27 protein-coding genes are annotated in these 24,305 nt (G+C 59.0%); 8 read left to right on the forward strand and 19 right to left on the reverse strand.

The annotated features are described in order from the left end of the window. Positions 1 to 58: 58 nt before the first annotated feature. The 15 genes from mdh to tsaD form a co-directional block, all read right to left on the reverse strand. Positions 59 to 1,021, reverse strand: a complete 963-nt coding sequence (mdh, locus tag FJU08_RS09205) for a malate dehydrogenase (RefSeq protein WP_141148714.1) — start codon at positions 1,019 to 1,021, stop codon at positions 59 to 61. Positions 1,022 to 1,190: 169 nt separating this feature from the next. Beyond that, positions 1,191 to 2,354, reverse strand: coding sequence for a cell division protein ZapE (gene zapE / locus FJU08_RS09210; RefSeq protein ID WP_141148715.1), 1,164 nt, complete (start codon positions 2,352 to 2,354; stop codon positions 1,191 to 1,193). A 178-nt stretch (positions 2,355 to 2,532) separates the two neighbouring features. Beyond that, complete coding sequence (locus FJU08_RS09215) at positions 2,533 to 3,129, reverse strand: protease inhibitor Inh/omp19 family protein (RefSeq protein WP_141148716.1); 597 nt, start codon at positions 3,127 to 3,129, stop codon at positions 2,533 to 2,535. Between the two features lie 509 nt (positions 3,130 to 3,638). Beyond that, on the reverse strand, positions 3,639 to 5,114 hold the full coding sequence (locus tag FJU08_RS09220; RefSeq protein ID WP_141148717.1) for a hypothetical protein: 1,476 nt from the start codon (positions 5,112 to 5,114) through the stop codon (positions 3,639 to 3,641). 435 nt (positions 5,115 to 5,549) lie between these two features. Next, positions 5,550 to 6,329: a succinate dehydrogenase iron-sulfur subunit gene (locus FJU08_RS09225; RefSeq protein WP_141148718.1), complete on the reverse strand. Its 780-nt coding sequence runs from the start codon at positions 6,327 to 6,329 to the stop codon at positions 5,550 to 5,552. A gap of 16 nt (positions 6,330 to 6,345) precedes the next feature. Beyond that, on the reverse strand, positions 6,346 to 8,187 hold the full coding sequence (gene sdhA / locus FJU08_RS09230) for a succinate dehydrogenase flavoprotein subunit (RefSeq protein ID WP_141148719.1): 1,842 nt from the start codon (positions 8,185 to 8,187) through the stop codon (positions 6,346 to 6,348). Positions 8,188 to 8,193: 6 nt separating this feature from the next. Then, a complete protein-coding gene (gene sdhD / locus FJU08_RS09235; RefSeq protein WP_141148720.1) occupies positions 8,194 to 8,574 on the reverse strand; it encodes a succinate dehydrogenase, hydrophobic membrane anchor protein in 381 nt (126 codons plus the stop codon). Positions 8,575 to 8,590: 16 nt separating this feature from the next. Then, positions 8,591 to 8,980: a succinate dehydrogenase, cytochrome b556 subunit gene (gene sdhC / locus FJU08_RS09240; RefSeq protein WP_141148721.1), complete on the reverse strand. Its 390-nt coding sequence runs from the start codon at positions 8,978 to 8,980 to the stop codon at positions 8,591 to 8,593. Between the two features lie 461 nt (positions 8,981 to 9,441). After that, complete coding sequence (locus tag FJU08_RS09245) at positions 9,442 to 9,831, reverse strand: DUF1761 domain-containing protein (protein ID WP_141148722.1); 390 nt, start codon at positions 9,829 to 9,831, stop codon at positions 9,442 to 9,444. A gap of 98 nt (positions 9,832 to 9,929) precedes the next feature. Further along, positions 9,930 to 10,589 (reverse strand): class I SAM-dependent methyltransferase, encoded by a 660-nt coding sequence (locus FJU08_RS09250; protein ID WP_141148723.1) that lies wholly within the window; start codon positions 10,587 to 10,589, stop codon positions 9,930 to 9,932. Between the two features lie 11 nt (positions 10,590 to 10,600). Continuing rightward, positions 10,601 to 10,834, reverse strand: a complete 234-nt coding sequence (locus FJU08_RS09255) for a hypothetical protein (protein WP_235890641.1) — start codon at positions 10,832 to 10,834, stop codon at positions 10,601 to 10,603. Positions 10,835 to 10,877: 43 nt separating this feature from the next. Beyond that, the gene (locus tag FJU08_RS09260) at positions 10,878 to 11,312 is read right to left on the reverse strand and encodes an EVE domain-containing protein (RefSeq protein WP_141148724.1); all 435 of its coding nucleotides are present in this window, start codon (positions 11,310 to 11,312) and stop codon (positions 10,878 to 10,880) included. A 4-nt stretch (positions 11,313 to 11,316) separates the two neighbouring features. Next, positions 11,317 to 11,613, reverse strand: a complete 297-nt coding sequence (locus tag FJU08_RS09265; RefSeq protein WP_141148725.1) for a YciI family protein — start codon at positions 11,611 to 11,613, stop codon at positions 11,317 to 11,319. 19 nt (positions 11,614 to 11,632) lie between these two features. After that, positions 11,633 to 12,616 (reverse strand): NAD(P)H-dependent glycerol-3-phosphate dehydrogenase, encoded by a 984-nt coding sequence (locus FJU08_RS09270; protein ID WP_141148726.1) that lies wholly within the window; start codon positions 12,614 to 12,616, stop codon positions 11,633 to 11,635. Beyond that, positions 12,613 to 13,710, reverse strand: coding sequence for a tRNA (adenosine(37)-N6)-threonylcarbamoyltransferase complex transferase subunit TsaD (gene tsaD, locus FJU08_RS09275; protein ID WP_141148727.1), 1,098 nt, complete (start codon positions 13,708 to 13,710; stop codon positions 12,613 to 12,615). Before tsaD ends, FJU08_RS09270 begins: the two co-directional genes overlap by 4 nt. 73 nt (positions 13,711 to 13,783) lie before the next feature. Here tsaD and hemC point away from each other — a divergent pair, with 73 nt between their 5' ends. The 6 genes from hemC (at position 13,784) to FJU08_RS09305 (ending at position 19,938) form a co-directional block, all read left to right on the forward strand. Next, positions 13,784 to 14,713 carry a hydroxymethylbilane synthase gene (gene hemC, locus FJU08_RS09280; protein WP_141148728.1) on the forward strand — a complete coding sequence of 310 codons (930 nt, stop codon included), beginning with the start codon at positions 13,784 to 13,786 and terminating at the stop codon, positions 14,711 to 14,713. A gap of 5 nt (positions 14,714 to 14,718) precedes the next feature. Continuing rightward, positions 14,719 to 15,450 carry a uroporphyrinogen-III synthase gene (locus FJU08_RS09285; protein ID WP_141148729.1) on the forward strand — a complete coding sequence of 244 codons (732 nt, stop codon included), beginning with the start codon at positions 14,719 to 14,721 and terminating at the stop codon, positions 15,448 to 15,450. Positions 15,451 to 15,553: 103 nt separating this feature from the next. Beyond that, positions 15,554 to 16,861 carry a mitofilin family membrane protein gene (locus tag FJU08_RS09290; protein ID WP_141148730.1) on the forward strand — a complete coding sequence of 436 codons (1,308 nt, stop codon included), beginning with the start codon at positions 15,554 to 15,556 and terminating at the stop codon, positions 16,859 to 16,861. Continuing rightward, entirely contained in the window at positions 16,858 to 18,603 is a 1,746-nt protein-coding gene (locus FJU08_RS09295; protein ID WP_235890642.1) for a heme biosynthesis protein HemY, read from the forward strand. Before FJU08_RS09290 ends, FJU08_RS09295 begins: the two co-directional genes overlap by 4 nt. Before the next feature lie 101 nt (positions 18,604 to 18,704). Beyond that, on the forward strand, positions 18,705 to 19,205 hold the full coding sequence (locus FJU08_RS09300) for a tellurite resistance TerB family protein (protein ID WP_141148731.1): 501 nt from the start codon (positions 18,705 to 18,707) through the stop codon (positions 19,203 to 19,205). Then, positions 19,180 to 19,938: a glutamine amidotransferase gene (locus FJU08_RS09305; protein WP_141148732.1), complete on the forward strand. Its 759-nt coding sequence runs from the start codon at positions 19,180 to 19,182 to the stop codon at positions 19,936 to 19,938. The genes FJU08_RS09300 and FJU08_RS09305 overlap by 26 nt, the downstream gene beginning before the upstream one ends. Positions 19,939 to 19,948: 10 nt before the next feature. Here the strand turns inward: FJU08_RS09305 and FJU08_RS09310 are convergent, their stop codons facing one another. Beyond that, on the reverse strand, positions 19,949 to 21,196 hold the full coding sequence (locus tag FJU08_RS09310; RefSeq protein ID WP_141148733.1) for an MFS transporter: 1,248 nt from the start codon (positions 21,194 to 21,196) through the stop codon (positions 19,949 to 19,951). 158 nt (positions 21,197 to 21,354) lie between these two features. Here FJU08_RS09310 and FJU08_RS09315 point away from each other — a divergent pair, with 158 nt between their 5' ends. Both FJU08_RS09315 and FJU08_RS09320 read left to right on the forward strand, forming a co-directional pair. Further along, complete coding sequence (locus FJU08_RS09315; protein WP_141148734.1) at positions 21,355 to 21,654, forward strand: YggT family protein; 300 nt, start codon at positions 21,355 to 21,357, stop codon at positions 21,652 to 21,654. After that, on the forward strand, positions 21,651 to 21,959 hold the full coding sequence (locus FJU08_RS09320) for a DUF167 family protein (protein WP_141149018.1): 309 nt from the start codon (positions 21,651 to 21,653) through the stop codon (positions 21,957 to 21,959). Before FJU08_RS09315 ends, FJU08_RS09320 begins: the two co-directional genes overlap by 4 nt. A gap of 13 nt (positions 21,960 to 21,972) precedes the next feature. Here FJU08_RS09320 and ppa read toward each other — a convergent pair whose 3' ends face one another. The 3 genes from ppa to lpxK form a co-directional block, all read right to left on the reverse strand. After that, entirely contained in the window at positions 21,973 to 22,506 is a 534-nt protein-coding gene (gene ppa, locus FJU08_RS09325; protein ID WP_141148735.1) for an inorganic diphosphatase, read from the reverse strand. Positions 22,507 to 22,655: 149 nt separating this feature from the next. Beyond that, positions 22,656 to 23,162 (reverse strand): GNAT family N-acetyltransferase, encoded by a 507-nt coding sequence (locus tag FJU08_RS09330; protein ID WP_141148736.1) that lies wholly within the window; start codon positions 23,160 to 23,162, stop codon positions 22,656 to 22,658. Between the two features lie 66 nt (positions 23,163 to 23,228). Next, the gene (lpxK, locus tag FJU08_RS09335; RefSeq protein WP_141148737.1) at positions 23,229 to 24,284 is read right to left on the reverse strand and encodes a tetraacyldisaccharide 4'-kinase; all 1,056 of its coding nucleotides are present in this window, start codon (positions 24,282 to 24,284) and stop codon (positions 23,229 to 23,231) included. Positions 24,285 to 24,305 lie beyond the last annotated feature (21 nt).

The raw sequence follows: 24,305 nt of genomic DNA on the forward strand, positions 1-24,305 counted from the left end.
ACGATATCCGTCCTCTTAGAAAGGGATTTCGGCAATCACTTGGTGTTTGGAGCGGCACTTATTTCAAAGCGGGCGCAATTTCCATGCAGGCGTCGCAAAGGCCCTTGACGGCCTCGACCGACTTATTAAAGCCAGCCTTGTCTTCGCCCTGAAGATCGATCTCGACGATGCGCTCAACGCCGCCTTCACCGATGACGATCGGAACGCCGACATACATGCCGTCAACGCCATACTGACCGGTCAGGTGAGCGGCAGCAGGCAGAACGCGTTTCTTGTCCTTCAGGTAGCTTTCAGCCATGGCAATGGCGGAAGCAGCCGGAGCGTAATAGGCCGATCCATTCTTCAGCAGGGCAACGATCTCGCCGCCGCCCGAACGGGTGCGGGCGATGATGGCGTCGAGCTTTTCCTGGGTGGTCCAGCCCATCTTGACCAGATCGGGAAGCGGGATACCGGCAACGGTAGAATACTGGGCAACCGGAACCATGGTGTCGCCATGGCCGCCGAGAACGAAGGCGGTGACATCTTCAACCGAAACGTTGAACTCTTCCGACAGGAAGTAGCGGAAACGGGCCGAGTCAAGCACGCCGGCCATACCGACAACCTTTTCGGCCGGGAGACCGGAGAACTTCTGCAGAGCCCAGACCATCGCGTCGAGCGGGTTGGTGATGCAGATCACGAAGGCATTGGGAGCATACTGCTTGATGCCAGCGCCAACAGCTTCCATGACCTTCAGGTTGATGCCGAGAAGATCGTCGCGGCTCATGCCCGGCTTGCGCGGCACGCCAGCAGTGACGATGCAGACATCCGCGCCTTCAATGGCGGAATAGTCGGATGCACCGGAAAGCTTGGCATCGAAGCCATCAACCGGGGACGACTCGGCGATGTCGAGCGCCTTACCCTGCGGCAGGCCATCAGCGATGTCGAAAAGAACGACGTCTCCCAGTTCCTTCAGCCCGGCGAGATGCGCGAGCGTACCCCCAATCATTCCGGACCCGATAAGTGCGATTTTATTGCGCGCCATGAATGTATCCTCTGAAAAGTCATCCTAGACGAACGTCAATGTCCGCCAGTTTCGAAATGGGGGATACATGCTCTTGTCAGAAAATTCAACCGATTTTTCTGACATTAATAAATTCAAACGGTTAGATGTATTTTAGTTTACGTACACGTCAATTAACATGAAATAACTGTCATGAATTGACATATTTTTCATTGTGCAGCGCAAGATAATCAGAACTTCTCATTTCGAAAAGACGCGAGACCGTACGGTCAAATTCGAAGCCCTCCCTGCCCTTGCGTTCTGTCAGGAGATCCTCCGGCATGACCTCTGCAGAAATGACGGTGCGGATGGTGCGGTCATAAAGCGTATCGACCAGAATGATGAAGCGCTTAACCTCGTTTCGCCGGTCGGCGGAGAAAACCGGCACATGCTCTATAAAGACCGTCGTGAACCGCTCGGTGATGGCCATGTAATCCGACGCGCCAAGCGGCTTTTCGCAAAGATCGGCAAAAGAAAACCGCGCGATCCTGCCAACTGCATGTGGCACATGGACTTTTCGCCCCTTCATCTGAATTTCCACGGCGCCGCCTTCGCGTCCGCCGGTCAGAAAATGCCAGCCTGCCTCGATCTGACGATCGGTTTCCGGCCCCAGCGGCGTCAGGTAAACCGGCCGGCCTTCGAACTTTTCCATACGGTAGTCGGTATCGGAATCGAGCGTCGTAACGGCCACATTTTTCTTCAATACGGCGATGAAAGGCAGAAAAAGCCCGCGATTGAGGCCGTCCTTGTAAAGATCATCCGGCGCAACATTGGAGGTCGCCACCAGCACGCAGCCGCGCTCGAACAGGGCTGAAAACAGCCGTGAAAGGATCATCGCATCCGCAATATCGGTGACCGTGAATTCATCGAAGCACAATAGCCGCGTTTCGGCGATAATCTGGTCGGCAACGGGGGGAACCGGGTCCGTTTCCTTTGTTTCGCCGCGCTTCAGCTTCTGGCGATGGAGATTGATGCGATCATGCACATCGGCCATGAATTCGTGGAAATGCGCCCGCCGCTTGTCGCGGACCGGCGCCAGTTCAAAAAACATGTCCATCAGCATGGTCTTGCCGCGCCCGACACTGCCATAGACATAAAGCCCGGGCGTCACCGGCCCTTGCGCCTTGCGGCTGGCGCGAAACAGCCGCTTCAGTGCGCTGCCGGATTTCTTTGGTGCAGCCAAAAGCCCCTTCAAAACTGCGTCCAATTGCGCGGCAACAGCCAGCTGGGCTGGGTCGGCCTTCAGCGCCCCCTCTTGTGTCAGGGCTTCAAGGCGTAGCAGAACCGTATCCTGGGTTCGTGAGGCTTCAGTCATGCGAAATCCGTTCACGTCTCTCGGCGCGTGCCGAGACGATGCTGGCCGCACTGCGCAAAGGCTGATCCCGACGGGTTGCCTCCCACCCGCCATTCACATCCGGATCATCGCCCGGCGGCAGCCCTTGACATATTCAAACAGGAAAGCCCCATCGTAAAGACGGGGCCAGGAATCAAGCTCAGCGTGAAAGCGTCAGTTGCTGGCCGGTACTGGAAAGGCCGCTGACAGCATTGGCCGCCGTCATATAGAGCCGGCCGATCACATAGCCATTGGCATCCTTGAGAATAACCTGATCGCCGTTAATGCCCCAGGATTTCATCGACGTCAGCGGACCGGAACAGCCGCGCGTTCCGCCACGCTGTCCATCGCCCAGATTGGTGAGCGTCAGGAACATGTCGCAGGTTCCACCGCCATTATCCACCTTCCAGCTGCCGACGAGCGCAGAGGCTGAAACCGGCAGGGCACCGGGTGGTGGCGTGATGTTGTCCATGTCACCAGCTGCGGCGACTTCCGTCGGCGCAGAGGGTGCGGAGGGGAACTGGGTGTTGGGATCGACCGTTGGCGAACCGCCTGCCGTATTATTGTAGGTCCCGTCTCCATAGGTTCCCGACGTCGTTCCGGGCGGCGGCAGGGAGCCGCTCTGAACCTGACCAACCGGCTGAGCTGCCAGCGGCGGTGGCACATAGGCGGCATTGTTCTGATAGGACGTTCTCTGGCAACCACTGGCGGCCAGAACCAGGCCAAAAGCCGAAGCGACCCAAATCTTGTGAACCATATCAACGAAACTCCTGGCTGCTAATATAAGAGGCCAATATTTTTCAATCTGACGGGCGGACATTTCTTCAGGGCGCAGGTTCTTTACCCTTTTCGCCCTTCTAGATAGCGAGAAAAGCCGCAAACGGAAAGCCATAGGCCAAAAGAAAAACTTCAATCTTTGCACGATCTGTGATTGTTTTCCTATGGCTTTGACTGATAGAGCCACCATACGCAAGACGCACAGGCAGACCTGATTGGACGGCTCCTTCCCCAAATGCCACAGGAATATGAAGATATGCAGCGCCAGATGAAAATACTTTTGGTTGCAATTGCACCGGCGCAGACCTTGCCCAGGCCAACGCTGCCGCGCCGGCCGGATCAGGCCCCAGACCATCTGGCGACCCACCTGAATCGCCCGATGGCCTGGAGCCTGACTTGACGCATCGGTTTACCGATTAACCGGCAACCACTTTCCAGCCCTATGCCCTACGCATCGTCCTTTGTGCATCTGAATGGATGCACGGCGCTCTAGAAACGGGCGTTGAGGTCAGTTTCATTTTCTTCGGATAAAGTCGTCATGCTAGCCGGAGACGAAGTGCTGCCTGATGTCGAGGCCAGGGTCATAAGCCCCGCACTCTGCCCCTCGGCATCAATGCGGGCCGCAACAGACGCATCCTCATCTACGGCTTCATGGATGGTATGCTGCCAAAGCTCCAGGAGCTCATTCCTCATCTCATGCGCCACCTGCCCGATCTGAGCCGAATCCGTTGACAATCTGTCCAGCGCCTCGACCTCGCTTTGCAGGGTGCGGATAAGATCACGCGCCAGTTCAGCAGAATCTTCTACCCGGTTCCGCCGGATCATGCGGTTTTTCAGCGTCACTTCATCCAGCAGGCCGGGACCAGCCAGCAGCGCATCGAGCTTGCGCAATTCGTTGCGCGCAGTCAAGTTGCATTTGGCCTGCTCCTCTTCTGGCGGGGCCTTCTTGTCACGCGCACGGTAGATTGCCATTTCCGCTACCTTCTTGCCCAGATTCACCAGCAAGCCGTAGCCCAGGATGTCAGCAACATAGCCGCCGCCATCCCAAGCTGCACGGATGGCCTGCTGGGTCACGCCACCGACGACAAGCTGCGCTGCCTGCTTGCTGAAATATCTGGCGTGCTCGCTTGCATTCGGCATAGCTCTGTCACGCAGCAGATCAATACCGCTTTCGATCACCGTTCCCGAGAAGTGAATTGAAACCGCGCGCGCCAGACTTTCAAGCCACGGAACCTGGTGGGCAACATTGGTCACGAAATCAATTGTGGCACCGAGCGCCGCCGTCGCGCTATGGATCCCCAGCACGATCGCAACATTCAGCATATGGGAGAGTTCCTGACCACTCATACTCTGCTGCTGAAGCCGCCGCTCGTTAAAGGCCCCGAGCGCACTGCCCAAGACGCCAGGTGCAAAGTTAATGGCGAAATCACTTCCCAGAGCAGCCCCCGCCGGCGTACCAGGCGGCAAATAGGCGCTCTGGATCTGGTCGGCGGCCGAACAGCCCGTCATCTGTCCCGTCGCTGTCTCATTATAGTGATTGCTGGCGGCATCGCCCCCCGCCCCTTCACATCCTGTCGACTGAAAAGAGGCAAATGCGATCTGGCTCAGCATCGCTATGGTCGACGCCCACAGAGCACAAGCCACAGCACGCATCATCTCGGAACTAATCGCATTCTGTTTGGCCAGATGATAGGAGAAATTCATACAATGTTTGAACTTGTCGAATTCCTTCTCCACGAGCAGCCCCTTCAGCTTGGTCTGCTCGGTCTTCGATTTTTCGATTTTTTTGCTGAAATTCGTATAATACTTGTTCAGGCTCGCCTTGAGCTTGCTGCTGGACTTCAGATTATCAAGAATCAAGGCCACAAGTTTTCTGAGCTCATCGCCTTCCGCCATCTGGAACGCCTGAAGGCGGCGACTGATCAGCTCTTCCCTCAGCGTGGAAATCTTCACCAGTTTGAGCATTTTTTCAGTCGCTTCCCGCGCCTCATCGCTGGTTGCCGGCACAGGATCGCGACGTGGAAACTCAGCAGCGTTGGCTCGCAAAAGTTCCGAAACCGAAGGCCGCTCCCTTGTAAGTGCTGTGCCTTCACTTCTGCCGCTGAGATTTCGGTCCACATTCGGCGGTGCTGCGCCGAGAGATGGCGCGCTCAGCGATGGCGGCAAGGCCCCGGCCCTGTGGCGGAGTGTTCCCGAATTTTCCTGGATTAGCACAGATATCCCCCCTTTATTCTGATCTTTTAGTGCTGTTCACCTCTCTATTCCTACATGTGATGCAATCGATAATATCATCGAAAAAACAAAATATTGCCGTAGTTCGCCATAAGCAAAAAGCGCGACCCAAAGGCCGCGCTTCAACGCTTGTCAAATCAAGGTTTTGCAAAAACCTCTTTTGTCTGATCACACCGCGCGTTCGACCAGCATCTTCTTGATGCCGGCAATCGCCTTGGCCGGGTTCAGCCCCTTCGGGCAGGCCTGGGTGCAGTTCATGATCGTGTGGCAGCGATAAAGCCGGAAGGGATCTTCCAGATTATCGAGACGCTCGCCGGTTGCCTCGTCACGGCTGTCCATCAGCCAGCGATAGGCCTGCAGCAGAACAGCGGGACCGAGATAGCGGTCACCGTTCCACCAATAGGAGGGACAGGAGGTGGAGCAGCAGGCGCACAGAATGCATTCATAAAGCCCGTCGAGCTTCGACCGGTCATCATGGCTCTGCTTCCATTCCTTGGCCGGGGCCGGCGACACCGTCTGCAGCCACGGCTCGATCGAACGATGCTGGGCGTAGAAATTGTTGAGGTCCGGAACCAGATCCTTCACCACCGGCATATGCGGCAGCGGATAGACCTTGACGGTGCCCTTGACCTCATCCATGCCCTTGGTGCAGGCCAGCGTGTTGGTGCCATCGATGTTCATGGCGCAGGAACCGCAAATACCCTCACGGCAGGACCGCCGGAGTGTCAGCGTCGGATCGATCTTGTTCTTGATATACAAAAGCGCATCAAGAATCATCGGTCCGCAGTCGTCAACATCGATATAATAGGTGTCGATGCTGGGATTTTCGCCCGTATCCGGGCTCCAGCGATAGATCCGGAACTCGCGAAGATTCTTGGCACCCTCCGGCTTCGGCCAGGTTTTGCCTTCCTTGACCTTCGAGTTTTTCGGAAGTGTGAATTCTACCATTTCCTGTTCCTCTCGATCAGTAGACGCGTGCCTTGGGGGCAATCTTCTTGATATCGATGCCATCGGCAATGAGGTCGGTGTGAACCGGACGATATTTCAGCGTCACATCGCCTTGCGGGCTGACCCAGGACAGCGTGTGCTTGCGCCAGTTCTCATCGTCACGGCCAGCGAAAGGACCATCGACATAATCTTCACGCGCATGCGCGCCACGGCTTTCCTTGCGGGCTTCCGCGCCGAAGACCGTGGTGATGGCGCAGGCCATGAGGTTTTCCAGCTCCAGCGTTTCCACCAGATCGGAATTCCAGATCATCGAACGGTCAGTGACCTTGACATCCGGCAGTTCCTTCCAGATCTCGCTGATCCGGCGGCAGCCGGCTTCCAGCGATTCCTGGGTACGGAACACGGCTGCGTCTTCCTGCATGGCACGCTGCATCTTGTCGCGCAGCACCGCAGTCGGCTGGGAGCCGGCGGCGAAGCGAATGCGATCAAAGCGTTCCATGATCCTGTCGCAGGCGTCAACATTGAGCGCCGGAATGGGCGCATCTTTGTCGATCACCTGACCGGCGCGGATGGCGGCGGCACGGCCGAAGACAACAAGGTCGATCAGCGAGTTGGAGCCCAGTCGGTTGGCACCGTGAACCGATGCACAGCCCGCTTCGCCGACGGCCATCAGGCCGGGCGCGACGCGTTCGGGGTTCTCCGGATCAGCGTTCAGCACTTCACCCCAGTAATTGGTCGGGATACCGCCCATATTGTAGTGAACGGTCGGCAGAACCGGGATCGGCTCGCGGGTCACATCGACACCGGCGAAAATCTTGGCGCTTTCGGAAATGCCCGGAAGACGTTCGGCCAGAATTGCCGGATCAAGATGATCGAGATGCAGGAAGATGTGATCCTTGTTCTTGCCGACGCCGCGGCCCTCACGGATTTCCATCGTCATGCAACGCGAGACAACGTCACGCGAAGCCAGATCCTTGGCCGACGGTGCATAGCGTTCCATGAAACGCTCGCCCTCGGAATTGGTCAGATATCCGCCTTCTCCGCGTGCACCCTCGGTAATCAGGCAGCCCGCGCCATAAATGCCGGTCGGATGGAACTGAACGAATTCCATGTCCTGCAGCGGCAGGCCGGCACGTGCAATCATGCCGGCGCCGTCGCCGGTGCAGGTGTGCGCAGAGGTCGCCGAGAAGAAGGCGCGACCATAGCCGCCGGTGGCGAGAACCACCATCTTGGCGGAGAAACGATGGATCGTGCCGTCGTCAAGATTCCAGGCAACAACACCGGTGCAGACGCCATCATCGCTCATGATCAGATCGAGCGCGAAATATTCGATGAAGAATTCGGCATTGTTTTTCAGCGACTGGCCATAAAGCGTGTGCAGAATGGCATGACCGGTACGGTCGGCTGCAGCGCAGGTGCGCTGAACCGGTGGGCCATCGCCATAATTCTGCATGTGGCCGCCAAAGGGACGCTGGTAGATCTTGCCTTCCTCGTTACGCGAGAAAGGCACGCCGTAATGTTCCAGCTCGTAGACGGCCTTTGGCGCTTCCATGACCATATACTGCATGGCATCAACATCGCCGAGCCAGTCGGAACCCTTGACGGTGTCATAGAGATGCCACTGCCAGCAGTCCGGCGTCATGTTGGTCAGCGAAGCCGCGATACCGCCCTGAGCGGCAACCGTATGCGAGCGGGTCGGGAAAACCTTGGTGATGCAGGCGGTCTTGAAGCCCTGTTCGGCCATGCCGAGCGTGGCACGCAGACCAGAACCGCCGGCACCGACCACGATCACGTCATAGGAGTGGTCGACATAGGTGTAGGCCTTGCCGCCCTGTTCGTCAGATTTAGGTGTAGCCATTTGTGATCACCCCATAAATGCAATCTTCACGATGGACAGCAGACAGAGCGCGCCGATCAGAACCATGAAGCAAGTGTTTGCCATCAAGAGAAGAAACTTGATGAGATCGTTGTGAACGTAGTCGACGATGATTTCCTGCATGCCGATGTGAACGTGAAACAGTCCGGCAATAACCATCAGACCCATCAGGGTCGCGACAAACGGATTGGAAAGACCCGCAATAACCTCGGCATAGGGTGCCCCGGCATAGCGGATCAGGAAAATGAAGAAAAAGACCGTCAACGGCACGAGAGCCAGCGCCGTCATGCGCTGAACCCAGAAATGGTCAGTCCCCTTGCGCGAGGTCCCCAGACCGCGAACCTTTTTCAGCGGTGTGCGCATATCCATGGATAGATCCCCTCACTCAGATGGCCAGGCCAACGATCCAGATCACCAGGGTCAGACAGACCGAAGCAACCGGAAGCGCAACCGCGACCTTGGTGGAAAAATGCTTTTCAAGCCCGTAGCCCATATCCCAGCCGAAATGGCGGAGGCCACCGAGAAGATGGTGAACCAGAGCCCAGGTGTAGCCGAACAGGATCAGCAGTCCGAGCCACGAACCGAAGAACCAGTTGACGATGTCGAAAGCCCCCTCGCCCGACGCCGCGGCAATCAGCCAGGCAGCAAGCAGAATGGTGCCGAAATACATCGCCGCACCGGTAATGCGGTGCAACGTCGACATGATCATCGTCGGGATGAATTTGTAAACTTGAAGATGCGGCGACAAAGGCCGATTGCTGGTTGGACTGGCCATCAAAACCTCGCGGCGTTTTTAAAAGGCGCATTTCCGGGCATTCGCTAGCCAGATCAGCCGAACCGGACAGAACCGGGTGTCTTGGCGCGCGGTGCCAATGCTCTGTGGTGGTTTACTCATCACAAGCGCCTGCGACAAGCCCAATTGCCCCCCTCTGGCGATTTAATCGGTTTGACGGATGCCAGTTTCAGCTTGCAGGTTGGTACGGAGACGCGAGTTGAGACCAAAGTTGCACAAAAAAACGCCGAAATCCATGCGCATCGTTAAGTTTCAATGATTTAAGTTGCCTTTCGAAATCAAGATAAATCAGAGACTTGGATTGCCCATACCGACAATGCCATTTCTTTAGCCACTATGCGGAATTGCCCGCGACTCAGTGCCGATCCGGTCCAAACGCTCCGCCCGGCAGCGAAATCCAGGCGACGCAGACTGGCATTCGTCATTTCGGCCTCTCAACGATATCAGTGAAAGAATCCGATCATGATCCCCATGATCGCCGCCGAACCGAGCCAGTGACCGGCATCGAGCAGAAGCAGAAAGACAGGCCGATTGTAAGGAACAGGATGCGCGGCCATGGCCGTGACACCAAAACCGAAACCGACAAAGACCGACCAACCGATACCACCATAAAAGGTCAGCGCCGCAGGGCCCAGCCTGTAGAGCAGCATCGAAAGAAAGATGGCCATGACCAGTTTGGCGGTGAGATCCCGTATGAGGGTGACGCAACCAGTCTGCGTTCCACCCGCCGCCGAACCGGCCAGACGTGCCCGCAGGCGGCCGAAGGCCAGATGGTAGAGACAGCCGAACAACAGCGTTGCAGCCGTGGCCGCAACAATGCCGATGATGATCATGAAAAGCAGAGCCGCCCCCTTCAGAAAACAACCTTAGGACTACATTAAACCAAAGAAAGCAGCAAGTCATGCGTGTAATTCAAGTAAGGTTGCCCTGATCACAGTCCTGCCTGAGACGTGAATGCCCATACGGTGGTCTTCTTGATCTCGCTGTCCTCCAGCACCCGCGTCACCGGCACCTGATAGCTGGCAAGCGCGACCAGCCCTGTCTTTGGCAGATAGGCCCGCCCCGGATCGCCGATCAGCACCGTCATGCCGTCCGCCGCCAGATCGCGGAACCAGGGCAGAAGCCTTACGGCAAATTCCCGATCATAAAAGACGTCACCGGCGAGCAGGACGTCAGCGTCGGGACGCGTGCCGATCAGATCCATTGTGCAGATTTCCAGCGTGACAGCGTTCAGCGCGGCATTCAGCGCCATAGCGGCAGCGGACCAGCGATCGATATCGGCAGCCAGCACCGATGACGCCCCGGCCCTGGCCGCAGCAATCGCCACAAGCCCTGAACCGGAGGCAAAATCCACCACCCGCTTGCCTTCAACCGCTGCCGGATGATCAAGGATATAACGCGCCAGCCCCTGCCCGCCGGCCCAGGCAAAAGCCCAGAATGGCGGCGGCAGGCCGATTTCCTGCAGTTCCTCTTCGGTTTTCAGCCAGAGATCATGCACCTCACTCGCCAGCCGCAACCTGATCTCAGGCACATGCGGCGGGGTGAGGATCTCAGTATTGTCCAGAATGAAGCGGCCAGTGTCGCTCATCAGGGCATGAAACCTCAGTCACGATCAACGCGCGGCCAGCGCGTCGTCGCCATGACCCAAAGCCCGATAATATTGCCGAGCGGCACGAAGCAGAGCAGCACCCAGAAGCCGGAAAAGCCCATGCGCCGCAGGATCTTTGCCACCGGCCAGCCAAAGATCAGCCACCAGAAGACAAAGACGATTGCCAGCTGCCAGAGGCCGAAATGCGCCAGCATCCAGAAACTGTCGGAATATCCATGTCCGTTCACGGCCTTATCTCCCTGTCCGTCAGACTGAAAACCGGATCAGACGCTAGTCCGCCAGCGGCGGGTTGTCGAGACCGCCCATACGGCAGACTTCCAGCCATTCGTCCCTGGTTACCGGCTGTACCGAAAGCCGCATCGAGGTGACCAGCGACATCTCGGAAAGCTTCGGATTGGCTTTGACATCCTTCAGCGTCACGGGTTTTGGAACCTCGGTCACCGCGCGGATATCGACGCATTCCCAGCGCGGGTCATCCGTCGTCGAATCGTGGTGTGCAAGTGCGCAGACCTCGCAGATGCCAACGACTTCCAACCCCTCATTGGAGTGGTAGAAGAAGCCCTTGTCGCCGATTTTCATCGCTCGCATATTGTTGCGCGCCTGATAGTTGCGCACGCCATCCCATTCCTCGCCGTCAGCCCCCTTGGCCTTCAGCATCTCCCAGGAAAACTTGAACGGTTCGGATTTGAAAAGCCAGTAGGCCAAGAGATCACGCCTCCTCGGGATTGTTGTAGAGCCACTTGAAGGGGCGCACTTCCGTCTTCGCGAAAAGACCGGCCCTGGCATAGGGATCTTCAGCGGCAAGCGCTTCGGCATCGGCCTGGCTACCCGCTTCGATCAAAAGCATCGAGCCACAGGATTTGCCCTCATCATCCAGAAACGGCCCGGCAATCTTCAAGATGCCATCGGCATTGAGCTTATCAACCCAGGCGAGATGGGTCGGGCGTGTTTCCATGCGCATGGAAAGATGGTCGGGCTTATCGGTGCAGATAACGGCATAGATCATGACTGTTCTCCCTGATGCCTCATTCGGTGGTGATCGGGCGCGCCATCAATTCTTCAAGCGCTGCCGGAATGGACAGCTTGCCGTCGAGAATACGGGCGACCGCATTGCTGATCGGCATCTGGACGGAATGGCTGGCGGCAAGTTCGGCCGCGACAGAGGCAGAAAAGACGCCTTCGACCAGCGCAGAATTCTCATCCGTCCGCCCTTCGGCCAGCTGGACGCCATAGCGGAAATTGCGTGACTGGCGCGACGAGCCGGTCAACACCAGATCGCCGAGACCGGACAGGCCGCGCACCGTCTCCGCCTCGCCGCCCATGGCAACGGCAAGCCGCGACATTTCCGCAAGTCCGCGTGAAATCAGCGCCGCACGCGCCGATTCCCCAAGCCCTGCCCCTTCGACGATGCCGCAGGCAATGGCCAGCACATTCTTCAGTGCTCCTCCGATCTGCACACCAACCGGATCGCCGGAACCATAAATCCGGAAGGTCTTGCCTGACAGGATTTCAGCCGTATCACGCGCAATCTGGCGCGAGCGGAAGGCCAGCGCCATGGCGATCGGCTTGCCAGTGGCAAGATCACGGGCAAAGCCCGGCCCCGAAAGCGCTCCGGCGCTGTGATGCGGCAATTCTTCATTCAGAACATCGGTAATCAGCCGTCCGGTGGACCGTTCGATCCCCTTGGATGCTGAAATGATCACCGCATCTTCTTTGTAATAAGGGCCATAATAGCGAGCCGCTGCGCGCTGCGCCTGGGCCGGTACGGCAACCACCACCGTGTCGGCCGTGCGCAAAACCTCGGCATCATTGGTGAAGATCAGCGCTTCCGGCAGCTGCACGCCCGGCAGGGAGCGTTCGTGAATGCGGGTTTTCTTCAGCGTTTCGATCAGCGCCGCATCCCGGCCGAGCAGCGTCACCTGATCCTCGCCCTCACGCGCGAAAACCGCCGCCAATGCTGTTCCGAACGAGCCGGAACCGATCACCACAGTCTTTTTTGTCTCATTCATGCCTTGGCACCTTTCCGGCCGCTGCCGATCAGCGCAACCGCCTTTTGATCCAGCGGCCAGCGCGGACGCGGCGCAATCTTAAGCCCATCGGCGGGCTGCCCCGCCGCTTCCCGTTCCAGCCCCGCCCAGGCAATCATCACCGCATTGTCGGTGCAGAGCCTCAAGGGCGGCGCCACGAATCGAAAACCATATTCGCCGCATAATTCGGTCAATGTCTGGCGCAACGCCCGATTTGCCGCAACCCCGCCAGCCACCACCAGCGCCGGTTCACGCTGGCTATCGCCATATTCGGCCGCAAAACGCCTGAGCGAACGCGAAATCCGGTCGGAAAGCGTGTCGGCAACGGCCTTTTGAAACGAAGCGCAGAGATCCGCCACGTCCTGATCGCTCATCGGGGCGGCGGCCTCGGCCGCCTGGCGCACCGCCGTTTTCAGGCCGGAGAAGGAGAAATCAAGCCGGTCCTCGCCACGCATCGGCCGCGGCAGGCGAAAGCGGTCGGGATCGCCCGTTTCGGCCGCCTTTTCCACCGCCGGACCACCCGGATAGGGCAGCCCCAGAAGCTTGGCAGTCTTGTCGAAAGCCTCGCCCAGCGCATCGTCGATCGTGGTACCCCAGCGCTCGTAATCGCCGACACCCTTGACCAGCACGATCTGGCTGTGACCGCCGGAGACGAGCAGCATCAGATAGGGGAAAGAGACCCCATTGGTCAGCCGCGCCGTCAGCGCATGGCCCTCCAGATGATTGACGCCATAAAAGGGTTTGTCCGCGGCATAGGCGATCGCCTTGCCACTCATCGCACCGACAATCAGCCCGCCGATCAGCCCTGGCCCGACCGTTGCAGCAACACCATCGAGATCGGCAAGCGCGACGCCGGAACGCTCCAGCGCTTCAGCGATCAGCCGGTCCATCGCCTCGACATGGGCACGCGCGGCGATTTCCGGCACCACGCCGCCAAAAGCTGCATGTTCATCCAGCTGGCTCAGCACGACATCGGCCAGCACCGCGCCGCTGCCATCCGGCCGGCGCATGACAATAGCGGCTGCGGTTTCATCGCAGCTCGATTCGATACCGAGAAAGAGTTCGTTTTTATCCATGGTTCCAAGCGATGGTTTGCGGTCCGTCGCATTCCGGTTTACGAAACCCTCCGGTAACAACGGTGAGTGCAGGATGCAAATGAAACCTTTCCGGATCGGCACACGTGGCAGCCCGCTGGCGCTGGCGCAGGCCCATGAAGCCCGTGACAGGCTGATGGAAGCCCATGGCCTCGGCGCCGACATGTTCGAAATCGTGGTGCTTTCGACCAAGGGCGACCGGATCACTGACCGCGCCCTTGCCGAAATCGGTGGCAAGGGGCTTTTTACCGAGGAACTGGAAGCACAGCTTTCCTCCGGCGCACTCGATTTCGCCGTTCATTCCTCCAAGGACATGCCGACCGTCCTGCCGGATGGCCTCACCCTTTCGACCTTCCTGCCGCGCGCCGATCCGCGCGATGCCTTTATCGGCAGGACGGCAAAGCGTCTGATCGATCTGCCGCAAGGCGCCGTGGTCGGCTCGGCCTCGCTGCGCCGTCAGGCGCTGATCCGCAAGCTTCGCCCCGATATCAAGGTGGTGATCTTCCGTGGATCGGTGCAGACAAGGCTCGAAAAGCTGGCAGCCGGCGACGTTGACGGCACCTTCCTCGCTTTTGCCGGGCTCGCACGGCTTGGCCTTGGCGACAGGGCAACTGAAGTCCTTGATGTCGATGAATTTCCGCCCGCTCCAGCACAGGGCGCGATTTGCATCGAGCAACGTCAGAACGATGAGCGCGTCGCAACGCTTCTGGCAAAAATCAACGATCCCGCCACCCATGACGCGGTCATCTGCGAGCGGGCCTATCTCGCCGTGCTAGACGGCTCCTGCCGCACGCCGATCGCCGGTTATGCAACGATTTCCGGCGACCGGCTTGCCTTTTCCGGCATGATCCTGACCCCGGATGGCACCATCTACCATGAGGTCGCCACTGACGGCCCGCGCAGCGACGCCGAACGGATCGGCCGTGAGGCAGGCACGGAACTGCGCCGCCGCGCTGGCCCCGGCTTTCTTGACGGCTGGAGCTGACCGCCATGCGCGTGCTGCTGACAAGGCCGGAACGACGCGCACAGCAATCGCTTGCCCAACTTGAGGCCACCGGCCATGCCGGCAGGAACATCGCTCTTACTTATCCGCAGCATGATCCTGCTGCGGTGAGACTTGCGCTCGCAGCACCCTTCTCAGTGCTGGCTGTCACCAGCGTCGAGGCCATTCGCGCGCTGGCTCTGGCGAATATCAACAGCGACATCCTGTCGCGCTCGCTCTTTGCCGTTGGGGCGGCAACGGCTGCAGCGGCGCAGCAGGCCGGTTTTCACCGGATCATCACAGGGCCGGGCGACGGCCGCGGGCTGGCCGAAGCCGTTGCGGCAAGCGGCCTTGTTGCTAAAGACGGCCCGGCTCTTCTGTATCTTGCCGGTGAACCGCATACAAAAACCTTTGAAACAACACTGGAGCAAGCCAGGCTTCAGGCCAGAACAGTGACTGCCTATCGCATGATGCCTGTCGATTTTGGCGAACAGGACCTGATCACTTTACTTGATGGGTTCCAGCCCGATGCCATCGCCTTTTACTCGCAGGCAACTGCCGACCGCTTCTTTACTTTGTTCGGTCAGGAGATCGCAGGGCCAGATATGCAGAATATAATCTTTGCCTGTCTCAGCGCGACGGTCGCCGCCGCAATCCCGAAAGATCTGCCAAATCGGGTTCTGATTGCCGAAACACCGCACGAAACGGCGCTTTTTGCGCGTCTTTTCAAATGCGGATAAGCGGCGCTGCCGGAAACCAGGTCTGGAAAGATTACAAACAAAAACCTTTCTTTAACGCCAGTCGGACACTAACTTACAACCGACCAGCGCGAGAGAGGTTATCATGGTTCCGGACAATTCATCGCGACCCGAACAGAATGAGAAAAATGAGACGGGCGCCGGGCCCGCCCCGATGAAGCCGCGCGACAATGAGGAGGATGTGAAGGCCGCCATGGCCGATATTGCCGCAGCGATCCATCGCCACGGCAATGGTGATCTGGAGCCTTCGCCGACAAAACCTGAAACGGAGGAGACGGACATGCCCCGCCAAGCCGATGCGCCCACGGCAGATGAAGCCGCATCCGAACCGGAAAAAGCTGAAAGCATAGCGCCCACACCGCCTATGCCGGCAAGAGGGCCGGGTTCCGCCGGCTATCTTGCTGCAGGCATTGCCGGCGGGATCGTGGCTCTCGCCTGTGCTGGCGCCCTGCAATATGCAGGTTTCCTTGGCATGCCAGGCGGACGGCAGGCGGGAAGCGAAACCGCTGCCAGCATTGCGGCACTCCAGAGCGATCTGGCTCAGATGAAAGCCTCGCTTTCGGCAGCACCGGCCGAGGCTCAGACCGCCCTTTCCTCTCTTGGCAGCCGCCTTGACACGATGGATGCGAAGATCGCCGACCTATCGTCGCGCCCAACCGGGGAAAGCGGTGGTTCAAGCCAGGCTATCGACGCACTGAAGGCCGACCTCGCCACACTATCGACCACGGTTCAGGCCAATGCGACCAGCCTTGCCAATCAGTCTCAGGCAGAACAGGCACAGGGCGATGTCCTGAGCAAGCTTGAGGGCCAGGTCGCAGCGCTTGACAAGAAGGTGAATGATCCCGGCAAGGAACTGATGATCGCCCGTGCCATCGCCGCAGCCGGCCTCAAGGCCGCGATTGATCGCGGCGGCAGTTTTGCCAGCGAATTGCAGACCTATGCCAGCGTCGCGCCGGATGACCCGGCACTTGGCGCGCTGAAAAGCCTTGCTGCCAGCGGCATTCCCACCCGAGACGCGCTTCTCGCCCAGTTCGAAACGCTGGCAACGCCGATCATCAATGCCGCCGACGCACCGCCTGCCGATGAAAGCGTGACGACGCGGCTGTGGAACTCCGCCCGACACCTCGTCAGCGTTCGCCCTGTCGGCGATGTCGAAGGTACATCGACCGGCGCGATCGTCGCACGGATCGAGAATGATCTTGAAACCGGCAAGCTTCAGGCTGCCGCGAAGGAATGGTCGAGCCTGCCAGAGGCCGGTCAGGCCGTGTCAGTGGATTTCAAGACCGCCCTTGATGCCCGCATCAAGGCGGAAAGTCTGCTTGGCCAGATGCTGAGTGATGCCGCCACTGCCGGCCAGCCGGTCGATACCAGCGCAGGAGGCACAAACCCATGATCAGGCTGCTCGTCTTTGCCCTTGTTGTCCTGGGCTTCGGCCTCGGTTTTTCCTGGTTTGCCGATCGCCCCGGCGAATTGTCCCTGACATGGCAGGGACAATTGTTCCAGACCCCGTTGACGACAGCACTTGCCATGCTGGTGGCGCTGATCTTCGTCATCATGCTGATCTGGTGGCTGATCCGCGCCATATGGACCTCGCCGCATTCCGCGCGCCGCTACTTCCGCGCCCGAAAGCGCGATCGGGGTTATCAGGCGATTTCCACCGGACTGATCGCCGCAGGCTCCGGCAATCTCGTCATGGCGCGCAAGATGAGCGCGCGCGCCCATGCCCTTCTGAGCGCTGATCAGGAACCGCTGATCCACGTTCTCGATGCACAGGTCGCCCTGATCGAAGGAGACCACGACAAGGCCCGCAGCCTGTTTGAAGCCATGGTCGACGACCCGGAAACGGAAGAACTCGGCCTGCGCGGCCTTTATCTCGAAGCCCGTCGCGCCGGCGCCGATGAGGCAGCCCGCCAATATGCCGAACGCGCCGCCGACAAGGCGCCCTATCTGACCTGGGCCGCCAAGGCGACGCTTGAGACCCGCTCGCGCCAGGGTCGCTGGGACGACGCCTTGCGGCTGATCGACCAGCAGCGCGTCGCCAAGGTGATGGAAAAGGATGAAACCGCACGGCTGAAAGCGGTGATCCTGACGGCCCGTGCCGAAACGAAACTGAATGACGACCCGAAGGCCGCCATAGCCGATGCACTGCAGGCGCTAAAGCTCCGGGACGATTTTCATCCCGCCGCCATCATCGCCGCCAAGGCTTATCTCGCCCAGGATAATCTGCGCAAATCGGCGGGCGTGCTTGAAACGGTCTGGAAAAAGGAAGCCCATCCGCAGGTCGCCGCCCTTTATGTCCGCGCCCGTGGCGGCGACACGGCAACCGACCGGCTGAAGCGGGCAGAAAAGCTGGAAGCGCTGAAACCCAATAATGCGATTGCGATGATGGCCGTCGCCCGTGCAGCCCTTGATGCACGGGAATTTTCCAAGGCCCGTGAAAAGGCTGAAGCCGCTGCACGGATGTTGCCACAGGAAAGTGCCTTTCTGCTGCTTGCCGATATTGAAGAGGCAGAGACCGCTGACCAGGGCCGGATCCGCCACTGGATGGCACAGGCGCTGAAAGCATCGCGCGACCCGACCTGGGTTGCCGACGGGCTCGTATCGGAAACCTGGCGCCCCTTCTCTCCCACCAGCGGCAAGCTCGACGCCTTCCAGTGGAAAGTGCCCTATGGCGAGATCGATGGCCCGGTTGAGGAAGGCCAGGCATCGCGCCTTGATGCAGCGCTCAAGACTTTGCCGCCGGTCGGCGGGATCAGGGCCGATGCGGAAAAGGCCGGTGACGCTGATATCGGCGCAGCTGCGACAACACAGGAAGCCCTCGAAGAGACGCCCCCCGTTAGCCCGGAACCGCCAACAGAGCCCGTGCCCACAGAGCCCGTAATTGTCGAACATGAGAGCGAGGCAGAGGCTGCGCCCGCTCAAACCGCAGTGCAGAAGCCGCCGTTAACCATCGACGACACGCCTGCCAGTGCAACCCGGGCAGCCGAACCGTCAGCACCCGATATCGCGGGCGAAAAACACATTACCGACGATCCGCCGACAACGCCCTTTGGCGGCCGGGCACCGGATGACCCGGGGGTGAGGGCCGGGAAACCGCCTGAACCGGCGCCAAAGAAGAAACTGGGACTGTTCTAGTTTGACGAAAACCAAGAACTATATGAGAGAATGACAGGGTGAGAGCCGCTTTTTCGGCCCAATCGCGCTCTAGTTGATGAAAAACGCAGGACATGACCGGAATGTTTGAAAAGATCAGCCGCTTTCTCCAGGAAATGACAGGCGATGAAGGCAGCAGGCAACAACAGCCCGACGACGCCCGCATTGCCGTGGTCGCGCTGTGCTTTCAGGTCATGGAAGCCGATGGCCGGATCAGCGACAGCGAGCAGAAGCGGCTGCGCGATCTTTTGTCAGAAAAATACGGCATTGACGGCGAGAGCCTCGACAAGCTGATTGAAGCGGGTGAGGCAGCCGGCAGCGAGGCCGTCGATTTCTACCGCTTCACCTCCGATGTAAAACGCCATCTCGACGAAGAACAGCGCATCGGCTTGATCAGCCTCTTGTGGGACATCGCCTATGCCGATGGTACACGCAGCGAAATCGAAGACAATGTGGTCTGGCGGATTGCCGAACTGATGGGCGTTTCCGACCGTGACCGTGTGCTGGAACGCCAGGCCGCAAAGCAGCGCGCCGGACTAGAGACCGAAGGAGATATGCATGCCGGGGATCCCGGAGACAAGTGAGCATCGCCGACCGATCCTGATCGTCCTCCACCAGGAACGTTCGACGCCTGGCCGTGTTGGCCAGATTCTGATGCAGAAGGGTTATGCCCTCGATATCCGCCGCCCGGCGCTCGGCCAGAGCCTGCCTGACACGCTGGAACGCCACAGCGGCGCAGTGATTTTTGGTGGTCCGATGAGCGCCAATGACGGCGACGATTTCGTCCGCTCGGAGATCGACTGGCTGTCCGTCCCGCTGAAGGAAAACCGTCCCTTTCTCGGCATCTGCCTCGGCGCACAAATGCTTGCCCGCCAGATCGGCGGCACCGTCTGCGGCAATGGCGATGGTTCGGTGGAGATCGGCTGGTATCCGATCCGCCCGACAGAGAAAGGCCGGTTGATGATGAAATGGCCGAAAATGGTCTATCAGTTTCACCGTGAAGGCTTTGAGCTGCCCCACAGCGCAGATCTTCTGGCCGAAGGCGACATCTATCCCAACCAGGCTTTCCGCTATGGCGAGAAAGCCTATGGCGTGCAGTTCCATGCCGAACTGACCCGGATGATGATGCATAGCTGGGTCGTGCGCGGTTCCTCGCGCTTCACCCTGCCCAAGGCACAACCCGGCGCTCAGCATCTGGAAGGCCGCATGCTGCATGACCGTGCGCTCAAGGCATGGCTGTGCGATTTTCTCGATGTCATCTTCACAAAAGAAGAGGCGCCCGCGCAAAAACCGGTCCCGCTTGCCGCCTCCTCATAGCCAATCAGCATTATTGCTGGTGGCTGTGATCCGGGGCATCGAGGCTGTCAATGGTTCTGAGCTTGGTGAAATGTGCAGCCCAAAGCCCTGCCACGACCAGCGAGCCGATACCGCCGAAGACAACCGCAGGAACCGCACCGATCAGCGATGCCATGGAACCGGCGCGGAACTCGCCAAGCTCGTTTGACGCGCCGACAAAAACGGAATTGACGGCGTTGACGCGGCCGCGCACCTCATCCGGTGTCCACAATGCGATCAACGTTTCGCGGACATAGACCGACACCATGTCGGCAGCCCCCATGATCATCAGTGCTGCAATCGACAGCCAGACACTGTGCGACAGGCCGAAGACCACAGTCGAGGCACCGAACAGCGCGACACCGAAAAACATGAAGTGACCGGCATGATGGCGGATCGGGAAGGACGCAAGCATCAGTGCCACAACAATAGCACCGATGCCGGGAGCTGCCCTGAGCAGACCAAGCCCCCAGGGTCCAAGATCGAGAATATCGCGGGCAAAGATCGGCATCAGCGCGACAGCGCCGCCAAGGAGCACGACGAAAAGATCGAGCGAGATCGCCCCGAGCACGACCTTCTCCCCCCAAATGAAGCGGAAGCCCGCGAGAATGGTCTCCTTGGTCACAGCACCGGCAGCGGAACGCTGGACCGGCTTTTCAACGAGCAGCATCAAAAGCGCGGCACCACCAAAAAAGGCCAGCGCCACACCATAGGCGACAGAAGCTCCAATGCCATAGAGCAGGCCGCCAGCCACCGGACCGACAATCGATGCTGTCTGCCAGGAGGAGGAATTCCAGGCGATCGCATTGGCCAGATCCTTCGCCGGCACAAGATTGGGCGCCAGCGACTGCACCGCCGGGTTCATGAAAGCGCGTTCAATGCCGAACACCAGCAATATGGCAAAGACCAGCCAGGGCGAAAATGTCCCCGTCAGCGTAATCGCAAGCAGCACCGCAGCGCAGCCGGTTGAAACGGCAAAGCAGAGCGCGGCGATGGCGCGGCGGTTATAACGGTCGGCCACCGTTCCGGTGACAAGGGTCAGCACCAGCGCTGGCAGGAACTGGAACAGGCCGATCAGGCCGAGATAGAGCGCACTGCCGGTTTGGTCATACATCTGCCAGCCGACCGATACCGAAACAATCTGGATCGCAAAGGTCCCGAGAAAGCGCGCGAAGAAAAAGCGGGCATAGGATTTGTGCCTGAAGGCGGCAAAACGGGCACCTGGTTCGGAAGAATGCATCACATGGTCCATCACTGTCGGGCCAAAGGCGGCCGGGGCTGTTGCCGGGCGCACAAAAGACCAATCGAAACGGAATCGAAGCTAAAGGAACTGGCAACCCTTGTCCGTTAAGTCGCTAATGTCTAAATGACTGTCAAGCTGGAACCGGAGACCGATAAATGTTTGCGCTATTCAAGACGATTGATCTTGTGCTGAATCTCTACACCTGGATCATTATCGCCAGCGCGATATTGTCCTGGCTTTACGCCTTCAACATCGTCAATGCCTCCAACGGTTTCATCAACACCGTCGGCCGCATGCTCTATAATCTGACGGAACCGGTCTATCGCCCGATCCGCAATATCCTGCCCAATCTCGGTGGCATCGATATTTCACCGGTGATCGTGCTGATTGCCATCTATTTCATCCGCGTCTTGATGTGGAGCTCGATCTGGCCGATCTTCGCACGGATGGGCTGAACGCCATCACGCCTGCCGAAAACCATGTCGACATCACCATCCGGCTGACACCGAATGGTGGTCGGGACGAGCTTGCCGGTATCCGAGAGGATGCTGCAGGCTCTGCCTATCTGACCGCACGCGTCACGGCCGTAGCTGAGAAGGGCAAGGCCAACAAGGCGCTGATCGCCCTTGTTGCCAAGAGGCTGGGTATTGCCAAATCCTCCATCAGCATCATCAGCGGGGAAACAGCGCGCATGAAAAAACTCCGGATCGCGGGCGATCCGGAGTTTCTGATGGAAGCGCTGAACCGCGCAACGCCGTGACCGGCGGAAGGGCTCAGCCCTTGGTCTTGGCACGCTCAATTGCGTCAACGATCAGCTTCTTGGCTTCCTCGGCACCGTGCCAGCCGAAGATCTTGACCCATTTGCCGGGTTCCAGATCCTTGTAGTGTTCAAAGAAATGCTCGATCTGCTTCAACTGGATTTCCGGCATATCCTGATAATCGCGGATCTTGTTGAAACGGGCACTGACATTTTCCGACGGCACTGCAATAATCTTCTCGTCCTTGCCGGAATTGTCTTCCATCATCATCACGCCGATCGGACGGACATTGATGACGCAGCCGGGAACCAGCGGGCGCAGATTGCAGATCAGAACGTCGATCGGATCGCCATCATCGGAAAGTGTGTGCGGAACGAAGCCATAATTGCCGGGATACATCATCGGCGTGTAGAGAAAACGGTCGACGACCAGAACACCGGCATCCTTGTCCATCTCATATTTGATCGGCTGGCCGCCAAGCGGAACCTCGACGATGACGTTGATATCTTCCGGGGGATTTTCACCGATCTTGATGGCATCAATACGCATTAAGCTTCTCCATAGGGGATTGGAAATTTTGCCACTTGGATAATCAAAATCGCCCTATAAAGCAACCAGCCGAACTGACTTCGGCAAATTTCACCAAAGCGTCATCAGCAGCAAAAGATCAGAATTCCGTTTCAAACGATTAGCAGCGATCAACCCCAGGCGAATCCAACCTTGTCGAGGCGTTTCTCGCCGAAACGCTCGACGCTGAGCGCCTGCCTGCGCCCGCCAAGTGCGGCGAAAAACCCGGTCGCCTGATCGAGATCTTCCAGACACCAGGCGATCACGCCCTGGCAGCCAAGCGAGGCCAGAAGACGCTGAGCCTCGCGAAACAGCCGTCGCCCATAGCCCAGACCCTGATAGGTCGGCAGCAGATAGATCTCGTAGATCTCGCCTTCCTGCGGCAGCGAACGCGCACGGCTGAGCCCGACGGTCGCGTAACCGACCACGCGCGCATCGACTTCCAGCACGAGCAGTGTCGCCGGTCCGTCTATTGCCTTCAGCCACCACTGACTGTTGCGCCGTGTCAGCATATGCTGCAATGCAATATGCGGAATAATCCCAGCATAGCCATGCTGCCAGGCCTGCCAGTAAACACTGGCAACGGCTTTGGCGTCCGCCTTTTCTGCACGACGGACGTCACTCGAAAGGATCGTCATCGTTTTCCACCGGATCTGATACTGTTTCTGCCTTTTGATAATACGGCAATTGGCCGCAATTGCCATTCAATTTGGATTGAAACCGGTCTTTGAAGCGCCCATACGCCGGGAAAAGCGCTCAACTGCTGTGGCGACAAGCTCTTTTGCGGCTTCAGCTTCAGCAAAGACCATGTCAATCTCAAGCACATCTGCTGCAGTCGCCAATGCCTGCAGGGCCGGATCGGCTGCCCCTTCAAGACGCGCCATATCCTTCGCTGTCGTCACCACAGCGAGCCCGGTCGCTTCAGCATCGGCGCAAATGGCCCGGGCTGTGTCAGGCGCAATCGCCTGGTGATCGGCAAGCGGCACCGCTTTGACAATCTCAGCACCTGCAGCGCGCAGCGTATCGAAAAATTTCTCCGGATAGCCAATGCCGGCAAAGGCAAGGACCCGCCTGCCCGAAAAACGCGCGGCATCACGCGGACGGATCGCCGCATCAAGCGCGGCAAGCCCTGTCTGCGCGACAAGCGCCGCCGTGTTGCCCGTCTGGTCTGCCCCGACAAGGATCAGCCGGTCCGTCTTTTCCAGCTGGACGGCAAGCGAGGCCCGGAGAGGGCCGGCCGGCAAGACAAGGCCATTGCCAAGGCCGCGCTTTCGATCAATCACAGCCAGGGCCAGATCCGGCTTCAGCCGGCCGCTTTGCAACCCGTCATCCATGATGATCATGTTAACGCCGGCCTGAACCAGCAGATCCGCTGCATCATGCCGTCGAGGCGAAACCGCCACGGGTGCAACGGCGCTCAGCATCAAGGCCTCATCCCCGACATCGCCGCTTTTGTCACGGCCGGCTTCAACGATCTGCGCGGCACCGCCCTGCCCGCCGAAACCGCGCATGACAATGCCGGGCTTATGCCCGAGCGATCGCGCTGCATGGACCAGCGCTTCAACAGTTGGGGATTTTCCCGCACCACCGGCAGTGAAATTGCCGACACAAATCACCGGCACAGGCAGACTGGCTCCTTTGGCAGCGCGCATGCGCCTGTCAGCAATCGCGGCGTAAATCCACGACAACGGCATCAGCACCACGGTGAAGGGGTGATAACGCTTCTGCCAGAAATCGGGAGCCCTGAGCAGCGATGTCACATCCGCTCTCCCGTCACCACC

Source organism: Martelella alba (genome assembly GCF_006516955.1).
In the GTDB taxonomy this organism is placed as follows: domain Bacteria; phylum Pseudomonadota; class Alphaproteobacteria; order Rhizobiales; family Rhizobiaceae; genus Martelella; species Martelella alba.